This window comes from Peptoniphilus sp. (assembly GCF_050943655.1).
GTDB lineage: Bacteria > Bacillota > Clostridia > Tissierellales > Peptoniphilaceae > Peptoniphilus_A.
Window position 1 is genome coordinate 74,298 of sequence record NZ_JBMNPQ010000001.1, and the last position, 15,451, is coordinate 89,748.

General features: G+C 34.6%; 15 protein-coding genes, 1 other RNA gene and 1 pseudogene. 15 read left to right on the top strand and 2 right to left on the bottom strand.

What is annotated here, in order from left to right; all coding sequences use genetic code 11:
* Window positions 1-42 precede the first annotated feature (42 nt).
* Window positions 43-1,065, bottom strand: a complete 1,023-nt coding sequence (mnmH, locus tag ACOX6R_RS00285; protein ID WP_433446033.1) for a tRNA 2-selenouridine(34) synthase MnmH — start codon at window positions 1,063-1,065, stop codon at window positions 43-45.
* A 183-nt stretch (window positions 1,066-1,248) separates the two neighbouring features.
* Between mnmH and ACOX6R_RS00290 the strand changes: the two genes are divergently transcribed.
* The 9 genes from ACOX6R_RS00290 to ACOX6R_RS00330 all read left to right on the top strand — a co-directional run bounded on the left by ACOX6R_RS00290 (window position 1,249) and on the right by ACOX6R_RS00330 (window position 10,649).
* Window positions 1,249-2,316, top strand: coding sequence for an FAD:protein FMN transferase (locus tag ACOX6R_RS00290; protein ID WP_433446035.1), 1,068 nt, complete (start codon window positions 1,249-1,251; stop codon window positions 2,314-2,316).
* 7 nt (window positions 2,317-2,323) lie between these two features.
* Window positions 2,324-2,842, top strand: a complete 519-nt coding sequence (locus ACOX6R_RS00295) for a hypothetical protein (RefSeq protein ID WP_433446037.1) — start codon at window positions 2,324-2,326, stop codon at window positions 2,840-2,842.
* Window positions 2,843-3,337 carry a phosphatidylglycerophosphatase A family protein gene (locus tag ACOX6R_RS00300; RefSeq protein WP_433446039.1) on the top strand — a complete coding sequence of 165 codons (495 nt, stop codon included), beginning with the start codon at window positions 2,843-2,845 and terminating at the stop codon, window positions 3,335-3,337. It begins immediately after the preceding gene.
* 433 nt (window positions 3,338-3,770) lie between these two features.
* Window positions 3,771-4,052: a (2Fe-2S) ferredoxin domain-containing protein gene (locus ACOX6R_RS00305; protein ID WP_433446041.1), complete on the top strand. Its 282-nt coding sequence runs from the start codon at window positions 3,771-3,773 to the stop codon at window positions 4,050-4,052.
* A gap of 19 nt (window positions 4,053-4,071) precedes the next feature.
* Window positions 4,072-5,577: a 4Fe-4S dicluster domain-containing protein gene (locus ACOX6R_RS00310; RefSeq protein WP_433446043.1), complete on the top strand. Its 1,506-nt coding sequence runs from the start codon at window positions 4,072-4,074 to the stop codon at window positions 5,575-5,577.
* Between the two features lie 107 nt (window positions 5,578-5,684).
* Entirely contained in the window at window positions 5,685-6,113 is a 429-nt protein-coding gene (gene rplM / locus ACOX6R_RS00315; RefSeq protein WP_433446045.1) for a 50S ribosomal protein L13, read from the top strand.
* 13 nt (window positions 6,114-6,126) lie between these two features.
* Window positions 6,127-6,519, top strand: a complete 393-nt coding sequence (rpsI, locus tag ACOX6R_RS00320; protein WP_433446047.1) for a 30S ribosomal protein S9 — start codon at window positions 6,127-6,129, stop codon at window positions 6,517-6,519.
* Between the two features lie 319 nt (window positions 6,520-6,838).
* A complete protein-coding gene (locus tag ACOX6R_RS00325) occupies window positions 6,839-10,264 on the top strand; it encodes a pyruvate carboxylase (RefSeq protein ID WP_433446049.1) in 3,426 nt (1,141 codons plus the stop codon).
* Window positions 10,265-10,358: 94 nt separating this feature from the next.
* The gene (locus tag ACOX6R_RS00330) at window positions 10,359-10,649 is read left to right on the top strand and encodes a PspC domain-containing protein (protein WP_433446063.1); all 291 of its coding nucleotides are present in this window, start codon (window positions 10,359-10,361) and stop codon (window positions 10,647-10,649) included.
* A gap of 56 nt (window positions 10,650-10,705) precedes the next feature.
* Here the strand turns inward: ACOX6R_RS00330 and ACOX6R_RS00335 are convergent, their stop codons facing one another.
* A complete protein-coding gene (locus ACOX6R_RS00335; protein ID WP_433446051.1) occupies window positions 10,706-11,515 on the bottom strand; it encodes an NAD(+)/NADH kinase in 810 nt (269 codons plus the stop codon).
* A 70-nt stretch (window positions 11,516-11,585) separates the two neighbouring features.
* On the opposite strand from ACOX6R_RS00335, the gene ACOX6R_RS00340 reads away from it, so the two are divergent.
* From ACOX6R_RS00340 to ACOX6R_RS00365, 6 genes and pseudogenes are all read left to right on the top strand, one after another.
* A complete protein-coding gene (locus ACOX6R_RS00340; RefSeq protein WP_433446053.1) occupies window positions 11,586-12,476 on the top strand; it encodes an RluA family pseudouridine synthase in 891 nt (296 codons plus the stop codon).
* A gap of 30 nt (window positions 12,477-12,506) precedes the next feature.
* Window positions 12,507-12,688: non-coding RNA, 6S RNA (gene ssrS / locus ACOX6R_RS00345), on the top strand.
* A 123-nt stretch (window positions 12,689-12,811) separates the two neighbouring features.
* On the top strand, window positions 12,812-13,372 hold the full coding sequence (locus ACOX6R_RS00350) for a YtxH domain-containing protein (protein ID WP_433446055.1): 561 nt from the start codon (window positions 12,812-12,814) through the stop codon (window positions 13,370-13,372).
* Between the two features lie 14 nt (window positions 13,373-13,386).
* Window positions 13,387-13,878: a hypothetical protein gene (locus ACOX6R_RS00355; protein WP_433446057.1), complete on the top strand. Its 492-nt coding sequence runs from the start codon at window positions 13,387-13,389 to the stop codon at window positions 13,876-13,878.
* Window positions 13,879-14,080: 202 nt separating this feature from the next.
* On the top strand, window positions 14,081-15,094 hold the full coding sequence (locus ACOX6R_RS00360; RefSeq protein ID WP_433446059.1) for a LacI family DNA-binding transcriptional regulator: 1,014 nt from the start codon (window positions 14,081-14,083) through the stop codon (window positions 15,092-15,094).
* Window positions 15,087-15,451 (top strand): annotated as a pseudogene (locus tag ACOX6R_RS00365) (hypothetical protein); the annotation flags it as partial. The gene ACOX6R_RS00360 and the pseudogene ACOX6R_RS00365, both read left to right, overlap by 8 nt.

Here is a 15,451-nt window from a genome sequence, read left to right on the forward strand (position 1 = left end):
CTTTTGTTTATAGAATCTGCTGGGAAACTCTTAGCAGATTTTTTATTGCATAAATTTTTCTATTAATTTTTTTGCGGACTCTTTTGGCGATGAGTTATCTAAAGTAAAATCATATCCTGAATTTTTTAGTTTATAGGAGATGTCGTAATAATTTTTGATAAGGTCTTCTATAATCACTTCGTATTCTTCGGTGTCTATTAATTCTTTATACTTTGCCACTCTTTTTTTGCCGATAAACTTTGAGAGTTCTTCTAAAGATTTTGACAAGCTCTTTTTAAAGTGCTCGTCATAATTTACATACTCATCCTTAATATTTTTAACTCTCTTATCGATTGGAAGTGTGACGAGAACCTGCGCCCCGTCGTTATAGTAACTGTCGTGAAGCGTCTTGGGAACAAATAACTTGCCGATTTTATAGGACTCACATTCGACGAATACATATTTTCCGCTGAAGCTTTCGAATTTATTTTCGATTAGAGCCTCGAAGTCTTTTTGCGAAGGTTGGATGTTTTCTTCTAGATTTCCCAAAAGGGAGCCTCTGTGACTTGCGAGTTCTTCTAAATTTAGTACATTTGCGCCTAGCTTCTCAAGCTCTTTTAATATTTTTGTCTTGCCCACGCCTGTGTATCCATTTAAGTTTATGAACTTAAAGTTTTTGGAATATTCTTCCAAGTTTTTCATAATATATTTTCGATAAGATTTGTAGCCGCCCTTTAATTTGTATACTCCCATTGATAGCGAATTTAAAAGATAAAATGGCGCAGTTGAACGGTAGCCTCCCCTTGAACAGTAAAGAACTATATCTTTTTCTTTTGCATTATCTGCTATAAAATTAAAAAACTCTGGGAGTCTGTCGCTTGCATACTTTACGGCTTCTTTTTTTGATTCTAAAACCTCTCCGCTGTCGTAGAGGATGCTGACATTTTTGTGTTCTTCTGTGTTTAGAATTGGAAAGTTCACGCTTCCGATTATTTTTGCTCCTTCGTGCTCTGTTTCAGATCTCATATCTATTAAGAGTGGATTATTTAATTTTTTTATTTCTTCGTAATTTATTTCTTTATTCATGTTTTTATTATAGTCACTTTATTTTTAAAGTTCAAATCTTATGTATTATTAAGTTTTTAATATAAAATTAATAGATGACAAGTTAAATAAAATTTATGGTAAAATTCTATATAGGGAAAACTCCTATGATTATATTAACTTTATAAAAATTCTAAGGAGTAGTAATATATAAGAGGTGATGTAATGAAAAAAATTAAAATAGCTTTTTTGGCATTTCTTTTAATTTTTGTAACGGGCTGTTCTAAAAAAGAGGCCAAGGTCGAAAGATATACGTCTCAATTTTATGAAACTTTTGACACAGTTGTTGATGTTACTATATATTCTGATGACGAGAACTTTGCCATAGAAAATTTAAAATATACAGAAGATAGGTTTAAAGAGCTTTCAATGCTCTTTGACAATTACAAGAGTTATCCGAACCTTGCAAATGTAAAAACTATAAATGAAAACGCAGGGATAAAACCAGTTGTAGTTGATGATGTTTTATACGAACTTATTAAAGAATCTATTGATAACTATCACAATTATTCAAAGAAGAACAACATTGCTCTTGGACCAGTGATTGATACATGGAACGCATATAGGGATCTTTATGACGAAGGAAGGACAAAGGAAGAAGTAAAAGCAGTTACAGGCTCATACATTCCAGATAAAGAGATGCTCGAGGGCTTTAAAAATGATTTGAATGTTGATAATATAAAGCTAGATGATGAGGAGAAATCTGTATACATTGACAGTGGAATGAAAATAGATCTTGGGGCGACAGCAAAGGGATATGCCACTGAGCTTGTTGCAAAAGAGCTTGAAGAAAGGGGCGTTAAGTCCTGTATAATTTCAGCTGGTGGAAATGTTAGAGTAATTGGAGAGCCAGGAGACGGACGAGACACATATAAGATTGGCATCCAAAACCCAGATCTTTCAAGTTCAAATAAAGCAATTGCTGTAATGAGACTTAAGGGCGATGTGGCAGCTGTTACAAGTGGAGATTATCAGAGATTTTTTGAAGTAGACGGAGTGAGATACCCTCACATAATTGATCCAGACACACTTGAGCCTTCACACAGAATAAAGTCTCTTACTGTAATAAATAAAGACTCAGCTCTTGCTGACTTTTTGTCAACAGCAGGATTTAACTCAACCAATGAAGAGATAGAAAAGTTATCGATTCTCACAGACTCTGGAATAATTTGGGTCGATGAAAAGGGCGATCTTCACTACACAAAGAACGCAGAAGAGTATTTAGAAAAATAGGTGCATAATGAGAAACAACACTCGCGGATTAATTTTTCACTTTTTAATTGTCGCAATAGTTTTTGCAATTTCTTTTGTAATTAACTTAAGCGAAAGTGTGAGAAATTTAGTTTATGGAAATTTAATATTTAAAATCGTATTTGTATTCTTGATAGTGCTCTTGTACTACAATTTTGGCAAGGGACTTTCTAAAAAGAATGCAAAGTCACTGGATTTTTTTGCAGGTAATTTGATTTTTTTAATTGGAATAATTCTATTTGCCTTTGCATTTTTGGGAATGGGAATGGACTTTTTTGATAAACCAATTGGATCATCTTATTGGAAGTTTCCAGTGGAGCTCTTTCTAATGCCACAGGTTTATGCGATAAAAGTTTTGGGCATAGATTATAATATACTTAGCTTTTTAGTATCTGCTCTTATTCCTGGGTTTATTTATGGATTTAGCATAAAAAATTCTAGAAACAAGATGATGAGGCGAAAGAGACAGATGAGAAACAGAAAAAATTCACCAAATAGGAGGGTGTAGATGTATAAATATAATTCCGAAGAACTTTATGAATACACTGTCGAAAAACTAAGAGGTGTTGGAGTTGAACTAGAAGAGATTGCAGAAATAGTTCAGGAACTTCAAAAACCTTATATACCTGATCTTTCATTAGACAGATGTTTGGAAAGTGTAAAGAGTGTAATCTCAAAAAGAGAATCTATTCACGCGATACTAACAGGTCTTGCAATCGACGAGATGTGCGAGAAGAATCTACTTGATGAACCTCTTCAATCAATTATCTATGACGATGAAGGTCTATATGGAATTGATGAGATATTGCCACTTGGCATAATAAATATGTATGGCACAATTGGACTTACAAATTTTGGTTATCTCGACAAGAAAAAAATTGGCGTAATCGACGAACTCGACAAGAAAAAGAGGACTGACAAAGTCACAACTTTTGCCGACGACTTAATCGCTGCAATAGCAGCTGCAGCAGCTGCAAGAATTGCACACTCAAATCAAAAATAAATTAGCTCCCTTCGAGGAGTTTTAGATTCTCGACAAAGCTCAAAAAATCTTATCTCATTACAGAAATTGGAAAGGTTCATGCTTTTGCAAATCTGAAAATCACAAACTCGCTTACGCTCAAACAGTGTGATTTTTATGCGTTTGCTTCAAGTTGAACTTTCTACAATTTCTTCCATAGGATAAGATTTTTTTAGAGCTTTGTTACTTTGTCATCAGTCTGTAGCTCCCTTTGGGGAGTTTTTTATTTTTTAAAGAGTAAAACTCTACTCCTACAATTAAAACCAAGTAAAGTCTTAGGTTTTAAATTTTCTTAAGTTAAGATTAAATATAAAATATTGTTCCATTAGTATAGATTGTGAAGATAATCACAAAATGATTGAAGAAAGCTTAGTATAATGTTAAACTAACTATATAGAAATCTTTAGGAGGCAATATGAAAGTAACTATATGTATGGGAGCAAGATGTACCTTGATGGGTGCAAATGCTATTTATGATGCAGTAGAGTATTTACAAGAGCAACTTTGTGGACCAGACTCAGAACTTTGCTCTGCGGAAAATTTAGAGGTTGAATTTGCACATTGCATGAACTATTGCAAGAGTCACGAAATTAACCAGGCCTCACCTGTTGTAATCGTCGATGACGAGATTATGTTTAAAGCAACAGCACAAGAGGTCAGTGAGAAAATACTTAACAAACTAAGAATAGATAAATAAAAAGATTGAGGAAGAAACGATGAAAGAAATTTATGGTACTCTTGTAGATATTAGGAGAAAAGTTTTTGCTGAAGTAGCACGAATTGCTTATAACGATTTAGATATATCTGCACTTGAAGACTCAAGCTATAGAATTGTGCCAGGTGAGGTTGCAAAATATAGAGGAGATATATTTAGAGAAAGAGCAGTCGTAGACGAAAGACTAAGGCTTGCAATGGGCCTTGATGTTAGAGAGATTGGTGTATTTAAAAAGATAACTGACGGATTCGACAAGGTTGATATTGACACAAACGCATACGAAAAACCACTTATAAACGTAATTAAATTTGCCTGCGAAGCCTGTCCAGAAAAATCTTACTATACTACAAATAATTGTAGAAATTGCCTAGCTCACCCTTGTACAAATGTGTGTCCAGTTAACGCCATATCAATGGGTAAACACGGATCAATAATTGATGATGAAAAATGTATAAGATGCGGAAGATGTAAAGACGCATGTCCATATAGCGCAATAGTAATGTATGAGAGACCTTGCGCAGCAGCTTGTGGAGTTAACGCAATTGGTTCAGATACATATAACCGTGCAGATATTGATCAAGACAAGTGTGTGGCTTGTGGAAGATGTATTGCAGAATGTCCATTCGGAGCAATATCTGATAAGACACAGATTTTCCAACTTATAAAAGCAATTAAATCAGGCAAAAGAGTATATGGGGCAATAGCACCATCATATATTGGACAGTTTGGTATGACAACAAGTCCTGAACAAATAATAGAAGCAATTAAGATGCTTGGATTTGTGGATGTAATTGAAGTTGCACTTGGAGCAGACTTAACAACTCTACACGAAGCAAAAGAATACTTGGAAAGAGTTCCAGAGGACATTCCATTTATGGGAACAAGCTGTTGCTTCTCTTGGACTCTAATGATTAAAAATGAATTCCCAGAGTTTTATGATCAAGTATCAGACTCAGGTTCACCTATGAGATATACTGCAGAATACATTAAGGCAAAGGACCCAGATGCAGTTGTAGTATTCATTGGACCATGTACATCTAAAAAACTTGAGGCAATTGATACAAAAGTTCAGTCTGATGTTGACTTTGTAATAACATTCGAAGAACTGATGGGAATGTTTGTTGCAAAAAATATCGAGCCATCAGAGATAAAAATTGAAAAAGATGACGACGATGCATCAGCTCTTGGACGTGGATATCCAATTGCAGGTGGAGTTGCTCAATCTGTAAAAGTTGTTGCAGAAAAACTTGACCCATCTAGAGAAATTCACATTCAAGGAGCAAATACATTATCAGAATGTGCAAAGATGCTAAAAATTGCAAAAGCAGGAAAGCTCGATGGATATTTACTAGAAGGAATGGCTTGCCCAGGCGGATGTATCGCAGGAGTAGGAACAATAACTTCTGTAAACAGGGTTAAGAGACAAATCGAAAAATACAAGAAAGATTCAAGCTACGAAACACCGCTTGAAAATGTAAAAATAGAAGAAGAAAGAAAATTAATTTAACATAAAAATTCCCCAAAAATATTGACAAGCATGGACTTTTAGTCTAAAATGTAGGTCATGTTTAAAAAGCCCCGGAATATTTTTAAACAAATTAGGAGGAAAATTCATTGAAAAGCTACATGGCTAAAGCAAATGAAGTTGAAAGAAAATGGTATGTTATTGATGCAGAAGATGTAGTATTAGGTAGACTTGCATCTGAAGTTGCAGCAATTTTAAGAGGTAAAAAGAAACCGACATTTACACCACATGTTGACTGTGGAGACTTTGTAATCGTAGTTAATGCAGACAAAGTTAAATTAACTGGTGACAAGCTTAACCAAAAAGCTTATGTTTACCACACAGGATATCCAGGTGGAAGACGTGAAATTCTATATTCCGAAATGATTCAAAAGAGACCTGAAAAAGTTATTGAACTTGCTGTTAAAGGTATGCTACCAAAAAACAGACTTGGCAGAAAAATGTTCACTAAACTTAAGGTATACGCTGGAAGCGAGCACCCACACGCTGCTCAACAACCAGAAGTTATCGAATTATAATAGGAGGTAGAAGATGGCTAACATTCAATACAGAGGAACAGGAAGAAGAAAGACATCCGTTGCTCAAGTAAGACTTTTACCTGGCAATGGAAACTTCACAATTAACAACAAAGATATCGAAAATTACTTTGCATTTGAAACTCTTAGAACAGTTGCAAAAGAACCACTTGAACTAACAGATACACTAGGCTCATTTGACGTAATCGTTAAAGTTGAGGGCGGTGGATTCACTGGACAAGCAGGTGCAATTAGACACGGTATTGCAAGAGCTCTTGTAGAAGTAGACCCAGAATATAGAGCAGTTCTTAAAAAAGCTGGCTACATGACAAGAGATCCGAGAATGAAGGAAAGAAAGAAATACGGTCTTAAAAAAGCAAGACGTGCTCCACAATTCTCAAAAAGATAATTATTATACAAAAACCTTGGTACACCAACCCAAGGTTTTTTTATTGCCATTTTTTATATGGATTTTTGAAAATATAAATGAATCCCTATCTTTGTCTCAAGTTATAAAGTTTAATTTCACTTTAGCTTTCTTATTTATTTACATAAAAGTAAAAAATTTTATAAGGCGATAAAGATGAGCTTATTACTTGATGTAACCTTTAGTTTTTATTTATTATACCGTCATATTTATTTATTTTGTCATATCACTACACATAATCTGAAATATGGTATATAATTATTCATAAATATTTTACTTTAAACCAGTAGGGAGGAAAAGTATGCGAAAATTTAAACGTATTTTAGTTGCAAATCGTGGCGAGATTGCCATTAGAGTTTTTAGGGCTTGTCGTGAGCTTGGCATAAGATCTGTTGCGATTTATTCTGAAGAGGACAGTCTTTCTCTTTTTAGGACTAAGGCAGATGAGTCCTATTTAATTGGTAAGGACAAGTCACCGCTTGAGGCTTATCTCGACATTGACGAGATTATTAATTTGGCAAAGAATAAGGGTGTCGATGCAATTCACCCAGGTTACGGATTCTTGTCAGAAAATCCTGAGTTTGCACGCAAGTGCGAAGAAGAGGGCATCACTTTTATTGGACCAAAGTCAGATGTAATGAGAAAGCTCGGAGATAAAATCACATCAAAAATCGTTGCAAAAGAAGCGGGCGTTGCCACTATTCCTGGAATCGAAAAGCCAATTCAATCTGAAGAAGAGGCCAAAAAGTTTGCGAAAATGGCAGGATACCCTGTGATGATTAAGGCAGCTGCCGGCGGCGGTGGACGTGGAATGCGTATTGTTGAGACTGAAGATGATTTGATTGAAAAGTTTAGATCAGCAAAGAGTGAGGCAAAAAAAGCATTTGGCGACGACTCAATGTTTATCGAAAAATATCTAAATAAACCAAAACACATTGAGGTTCAAATTTTGGGAGACGAACATGGAAATGTGGTTCACCTTTTTGAAAGGGACTGTTCAATTCAAAGAAGACACCAAAAGGTAATTGAATACACTCCTGCATTCTCACTTCCTAAAAAAGTTCGTGAAGATATTTGTAACGACGCACTTAAGATTGCAAATTCAATTGGCTATTCCAACGCGGGAACTGTTGAATTTTTAGTGGACTCAGACCTAAATCACTTCTTCATCGAGGTAAACCCAAGAGTTCAAGTTGAACACACAGTTACAGAAATGTGTACAGACATAGATATTGTTCAGTCACAAATTTTAATTGCAATGGGCTATCCGCTAGATAGCGATGAGATTGGAATTAAGTCACAAGATGACATCAAGATGAACGGCTATTCAATTCAGTGTCGTGTAACTACAGAAGATCCGCTAAACAACTTTATGCCGGACACTGGTCACATCAATTTATACAGATCTTCTTCAGGTTTTGGGGTGCGTCTTGACGGAGGAAACGGCTTTACTGGTGCTGTAATTTCACCATATTACGACTCTCTACTAGTAAAGGTTATAACTCATGCAAGGACATGGGAAGACACAATTAGAAAGGCAAAGAGAAGTCTAAGCGAGCTAAAAATTGGTGGAGTAAAGACAAATATTGGATTTTTGTTAAATGTTTTAAATACAGAAGAATTTTTGCACGGAACCTGCGACACTGGTTTTATAGAATCACACCCAGAACTTTTTGAAATTCAAAGTTCAAAAGATAAAGAGCTAAGGCTCATGAGAATTTTGGGAAACAGAATTGTAAATGACCCAAACACTCTACCTAAAAACTTCGACGTGCCAAAGGTGCCTGAGTTTGAAAGAGAAAACTTTAAAGGCATGAAGCAAATTTTTGAAGAAAAAGGTCCAGACGGCCTTAAGGATTATGTATTAAACGAAAAGAGACTTCTTCTTACTGATACAACTATGAGGGATGCTCATCAGTCACTTATGGCAACTAGAATGAGATCAAAAGATTTAATTAAAATTGCAGAGGCAGAAAACTACAACATGAAAGAGCTCTTCTCTGTTGAAATGTGGGGAGGTGCAACATTTGATGTTTGCTACAGATTCCTACACGAAGATCCATGGGAAAGACTAAGAATTTTGCGTGAAAAAATGCCAAACATGCTCCTTCAAATGTTAATTCGTGGAAACAACACAGTTGGTTACAAAAACTATCCAGATAATGTTGTCAAAAAATTTATAAAAGAATCTTCTAAGGAAGGCATCGACGTGTTTAGAATTTTCGACTCACTAAACTGGCTTCCAGGAATGCAACTTTCAATCGATGAAGTTTTAAAAAACGGCAAAATTGCAGAAGCAACAATGTGCTACACTGGCGATATCTTAGATGAATATAGAGATAAATATTCTTTAGAGTATTATGTAAACTTCGCAAAAGAACTTGAAAAAACTGGTGCGCATATTATTGGAATAAAGGATATGTCTTCACTTTTAAAACCTTATGCAGCTAAGAAGTTAATCAAGGCTTTGAAAGATGAAATTTCAATTCCAATTCACCTTCACACACATGACACAACAGGTAACGGCGTTGCGACAATTTTAAATGCAGCTGAAGCTGGTGTTGATATAGTTGACACTGCAGTAAACTCAATGAGTGGGCTTACTTCTCAGCCTGCACTTAACTCAGTCGTTGCAGCACTTGAAAATACAGATAGAGAAACTGGAATAGATCTTGACAAGGCAGAGGAGATTTCAAAATACTGGGCAGCAGTTAGACCAGTTTATGCAAACTTTGAATCTGATTTAAAATCAGGATCAACAGAAATTTATAAATACGAAATTCCTGGCGGACAATACTCTAACTTAAAGCCACAAGTTGAATCTTTTGGACTTGGTCACAAGTTTAAAGAAGTTAAAGAAATGTACAAAAACGTCAACGAAATGGTTGGAGACATTGTAAAAGTTACACCTTCATCAAAGATGGTGGGTGACTTTGCAATATTTATGGTACAAAATGAACTTACTCCAGAAAATATTTTGACAAAGGGCAAGAACCTAGACTATCCAGACTCAGTAATGACTTACTTTAGAGGTATGATGGGTCAGCCTTATGGAGGTTTTCCTAAAGAGCTTCAAAAGATGGTATTAAAGGGTGAGGTGCCAATTACAACTCGTCCAGGTGAACTTTTAGAAGATGAAGACTTTGACGCAATCAAGAAACATTTGGAAGATAAGGGTATTGAACCAGAAGAGAGAGATTTAATTTCATCTGCACTTTATCCAAAAGTTTTTGACGATTACATCGACTATATTAAAGAAAATGGCGAAGTTACAAGGATGGGTTCAGATGTATTCTTCCACGGACTTATGGAAGGCGAAACTTCTGAAATTGAAATTGAAGAAGGAAAGACTCTAATCGTAACTCTAATAGAAATTGGAAAACTTCTAGAAGATGGAACTAGAAACCTAACTTTTGAAATTAACGGTTCAAGAAGAACTATAAATATTAAGGATGAAACTGTAAAAAATATTTCAGCAAATGTAGACGAAAAAATTTATGCAGATCCATCTAATGAAAAAGAAATCGGATCATCAATTCCAGGCAAAATCGTAAAAGTTTTAATTAAAGAGGGCGACGAAGTTAAAAAAGGCGACACACTTTTCATTGCAGAGGCTATGAAGATGGAGACAAGCATAGTTGCCAATGCATCTGGAAAAATAAAATCAGTTTATATTAAAGAAAACGAAGATGTTGAAAGTGGAGAACTTTTAGCAGTTCTTGAATAAGTGCGTGGGGCTTTGGCTCCACGTTTTTTATTTTAAAGGCTCATTGAATAAAGAATTTTCTCTCGGGTAAATATTTAAAGAATAAACCGAGGTGATGGTATTGAAAAAACTTTATAGGTCAAGAGACGACAGGATGATTGCAGGTGTTTGCGGAGGTATTGCCAAGTACTTTGGTATCGACTCTACAATTGTAAGAGTTATAACTTTTCTTTTAATAATCCCAGGAGGACTTAGCATTTGGGTCTACATTGCTATGGCTCTTATTATTCCTCTTGAACCTGAGAGAAGACTAAACGAGGATAATTTCACTGGGGACGAGAGAGAATTTGAGGATATTTACAAAAAATCAAAGAAGAAAAAAGAATCGGAAGAAGATTTTTATTAAGAGGCGCACAGACGTCTCTTTTTAATTGCAAAAAAAGAACGTGCCGTGCACGTCCATTATAGAAACTTATCTTTAATATTGTCCCAATAAGAGTTGTTTGAAAAAATAAGCTTTTTGATACATTTATTTGAAAGCCTAACATTTACTCGGTGTAAATTGTTGAAAAAATATTCGTTTCCGTCGACGAGTAGGAGGTTAGAGTCCTTGTATCTCTTCTCTGGAACAAGAGAAATTGTGTGACCGCCTGGAACAATTAAAGACGACTGGATTGACCTATAAGCAGATGAGCTAACAGGTGATATTGGAGTCATCTGCAAGACGTGAAGAGTCGGAAATACAATTGATCCTCCAGTGGAGAAGTTATAGGCAGTCGAACCAGTTGGTGTTGAAACTAAAATACCATCACCAGAGAACTTTTCGACGTGATTTCTGTCGATAAAGACGTTCATGTGAATTGTCTTTGAATGAGCAGCCTTTAGGACCGTCTCGTTTATGGCATTAAATTTATAAACTTTATTTTTTGTGTATACGTCTATCCTTAAAACTTTAATCTCTTGAATCTCAAAATTGTTGTCCTTGTAGTCCATTACGAATTTGTCAATCTCACTTGGTTTAATCTCTTGATAAAATCCCAAGTGACCTGTATTAATTCCCACAAAAGGCATCTCGGGGAAGTTGTTGTTGTGAATGGCCTTAATAAAAGAACCGTCACCGCCTACACATACGCACAGCTCGGCATTTTTGTTAAATCCATTAAAGGGCTTGTATCCGTGTTCTGTTAACACATCGGATAAGGCGTTGGCAGTTTTTTTAGATTCAAAATTTGCATTGGATAGTATATTTATAATTTTTGAAGACAAGGTCATACCCCCTTGATTTTTTTCTCGCTTATATATATTATAAACCAGTGAAATGATATTGACTAGAGGTATGAAAATGTACATATTAAATACAAGAGATTTTTTTAACTTTAAAGTTGATAAAAAAACTTTGACAAACGACTTTTTAAAAGATAGGGGATTTTCCCAAAGATTCATAAGAAGAGCCGTTCGCGAGAGGTTAATATATTTAAATGGTAAAAATTTACAAAAGAATAAAAAATTAAACATAAATGATATACTATCTGTAAAAATTTTAGACGAAGAGCCCAACGCATTAGTTGAGCACATGGATCTTGATATTATCTATGAAGATGACGACCTTTTAGTTGTGAATAAACCTCCCTATATGGTTACTCATACAGCTAAAGATGACGTAGATGGCACGCTTCTAAATTATGTATTGGGTCATTTTGAAGATATCTCACTAAAGAGAAAGGCAAGATTTGCCAATAGACTCGATAGAGACACATCGGGCATAGTAATCGTTGCAAAGAATTCACACGCACACGCAAATATTTCAAAGCAGTATGAGGACGATGTGATAAAAAAATATCTTGCAATAGTTCACGGTTATTTGGACGAAGACGAGGGAGTAATCGAAAAGCCAATTGCAAAATCCCTTGATGGCATAAGGCGAGAAGTAAACTTTGTAAACGGACAGTATTCTAAAACTTCTTATAAAGTCATAAGCAGATGGGGTGGCTTTACCCTTCTTGATGTTAGACTTTTTACTGGAAGGACTCATCAGATAAGAGTGCATCTTAAATCAATAGGACACCCTATTGTAGGCGATGAGCTTTATGGAGGAAAGTCTAATTTAATAGATAGACAAGCCCTTCACTGTTACATGATGAAGATTAAAAAGATTAGGACAAATGAAGAATTAGAGCTTTATGCAAAAAAACCTCTAGACTTTTTATTTTACAAAGGCGCATTTCTTGATTAAAGAAAACAATTGTTATATAATTGATGTAGGTAAGACCTGCTGTGTTCGAACCTGTTTTTATTAATTCAACCGACAAATCAGACACGGGAAACCGAGTTTAGCTTGATATGACAAGCCTCCATAGAGTGGAAGTCAGAAGACGTTAACAAGTTACCCACCTTAATTTTAGGGCGGGTCTGAATTAATAGAGCCAACGGCACCGCGGATTTTACCTTTTTTTATTCCTTTTTTTTACGTCTGTGAATATTTTGTAAATCCTTGGGTAGAAATGTTACATGAAAACGCATTAGACGCGTTTAGCGTGACACTAGACTTATATGAAAAGGAGAATGATTATGGGATTATTTGATTATTTAGAAGAAAAAAGACTTGAGGCAGTTAGAAAAAGAAGAGTAAAAGAAGCTGGAAAAATTGCAACAGGTATTGCACTTGGAGCAATTGGTGGTATTTTATTTGCACCTCAAGAAGGTAAAAAAACTCGTGAAGAAATCGTAGAAAAATCAAAAGAAGCAGCTGATCAAGCAAGAGAAGCAGCACTTGATGCAAGAGACTCTGTAGAGTTTAAAGCATACCTTGCTGGCGAACAAGCTAAAAAAACTTACAATGACTTAAAAGAAGCTGCAATCAACAAAAAAGCAGAATTTGATGAAGATGTAGAAGTAGCAAAAGCAAAAGCTGAAGCTATTGGCGATGTAATAAAATCTGGAGCAGAAGATATCAAAGAAGATGTTGATGAAGCTGCAGAAGGCGTAAAAGAAACTGCAAAAGACGCTAAAGAAGATTTAAAAGATTCAGCAAAAGATGCTAAAAAAGATATCGACAAATCTTCAAAAAACATCAAAGAAACAGTAAAAGATACATCTAAAAAGGTAGAAAAAGAAGCTAAGAAAAACTAATAAGGAGGCTATTTATGAATCAAGTATTTACATTGGCTGACTTTTTAAGTTTTCTATTATATCTAGCTGGTATAGCAGCCCTAATTTCACTATTTCTAGTTCTATTAAATGTGCACAAAGTTTTAAAAAACATAAATGCACTAATTGAAAAGAACCAAGGTGAAATAGATCACACAATTAAAACTGTGCCGGCGCTAATGGACAATGCAAAAGATATTTCTGTAAGCGTAAATTCAATAACTAAAGATGCAGATGACATGGTAAAGACCATAAAACCTGAAGTCGAAAAAACTATGCAGGCAGTTGGGTCAGTATCTGATACTGTTAATGGAATAACTCGCGAAGTTGACAACACAACTTACAAAGTTTCAAATGCAGTAAGTGATATAACTGATGTGATTTCTGATACAGCAAAGACAATTTCTTTGACATCAGATAATGCCATAGATTACTTTTATATATTTAAAGAAGTAATAAAAACTTTAAAAGAAGTATTCTTAAAATAAACAACAAGGGCGGAGATGTTTCGCCCTTTTTTTAAATAAAAGTTTTAAAGCTAAAGATATGATTTACACAGAATATTTCTGTAGTATAATATGAAGAGTAGAAAACCAATAGAAAAATAATATAAATTCATATGTTGTAAACGATTTTGTAAATCCATTTGAATTTATTTACGGTATATGAGAAAAAGAAGGAGGAAATAAAATGGCATCAACTATTAAAGATGTAGCAAAAATGGCTGACGTCTCAATATCCACAGTATCAAGAGTAATAAATGACTCAAAACCTGTAAGCCCCGAGGCCAGAAGAAGAGTACTGCACGCAATAGAAGTACTAGACTACAAACCAAATGAAGTTGCAAGAAGCCTTGTAACAAAAAAATCAAACCTAATTGGAGTTATAGTAGAAGATATTGGATCAAACTTCGTATCTCAAATACTTAGAGGAGTAGAAGAAGTAGGAAGAATGTATAAATACGACATTCTGCTTTCAAGTTCATATGGAGATATGGATACAGAAGTTAAGTTTGCAAACTTACTATCACAAAAACAAGTTGAAGGAATTATCGTAATATCAAACCTACATAATCCAAAACTTGAATATAAATTGGAAGAAAGTAAAATTCCATACGTAATAATAAGTAACTTCTATGAAATAGAAAAATTTAGAGCAAACATCGACTACGAAAAAGCAAGTTATGACATGACTAAGACATTAATAGAAAAAGGCCACAAAAACATAATGGCACTTTCAGTAAGACGCGACTACGACAGAACTTATGAAAAACAAAAAGTCTCTGGATATAGTAGAGCAATGGAAGAGAAGAATCTACAAACAACAGAACTCTTCGTAGAGGACTTGTCACAAGAAGCATTAGAAGAAATGAGTGGCGAAATCCTAAAAACAATAAAAGACAAAAACATAACAGCAATATTTACAACATTTGACACACTCGCAATAAATGTAATGAATATACTTCTAGATAACAAGATAAAAACACCAGATGACGTATCAGTAACAGGATTTGGTGGAACAACAATATCAGAAATATATAGACCAAAACTAACAACAGTAAAGATTCCATATTACGACATTGGAGCAGTATCAATAAGAAAGATACTAAAGAGCATCACAGACAAAGACACAAGTTTCAAAGAAAATGTAACACTGCCAGCACAAATCATCGAAAGAGAAAGTGTAAAGGCACTAAATGACTAAAAAAATAGCATTACAAATTAAAAACGACATCTATCGAATAGGAATAGAAGAAATATTAAAAGAAGTGGGAGAATACTCACTGTATCCCTATGACAATATAGAAGAATTAAAAGAGCAAGCAATTAAATTTGACTTGCTCTTATTTGAAGATAAAAGAATAAAAGATGCAGGAATTAGAAAAATACAGATAATAGAAGAAAATAAAGTGCCGCTAAATATAGAACATTCACTTATAACAGTAAAAATATCAAAAGAAGAATTAAAAAGAGCAGTAGATGAGACACAAAACAAGTACCTATATATAGAAGAAAGACTAAAAGACATAATAGAGTTAAGAAAAGAGCAGTATAACAACTT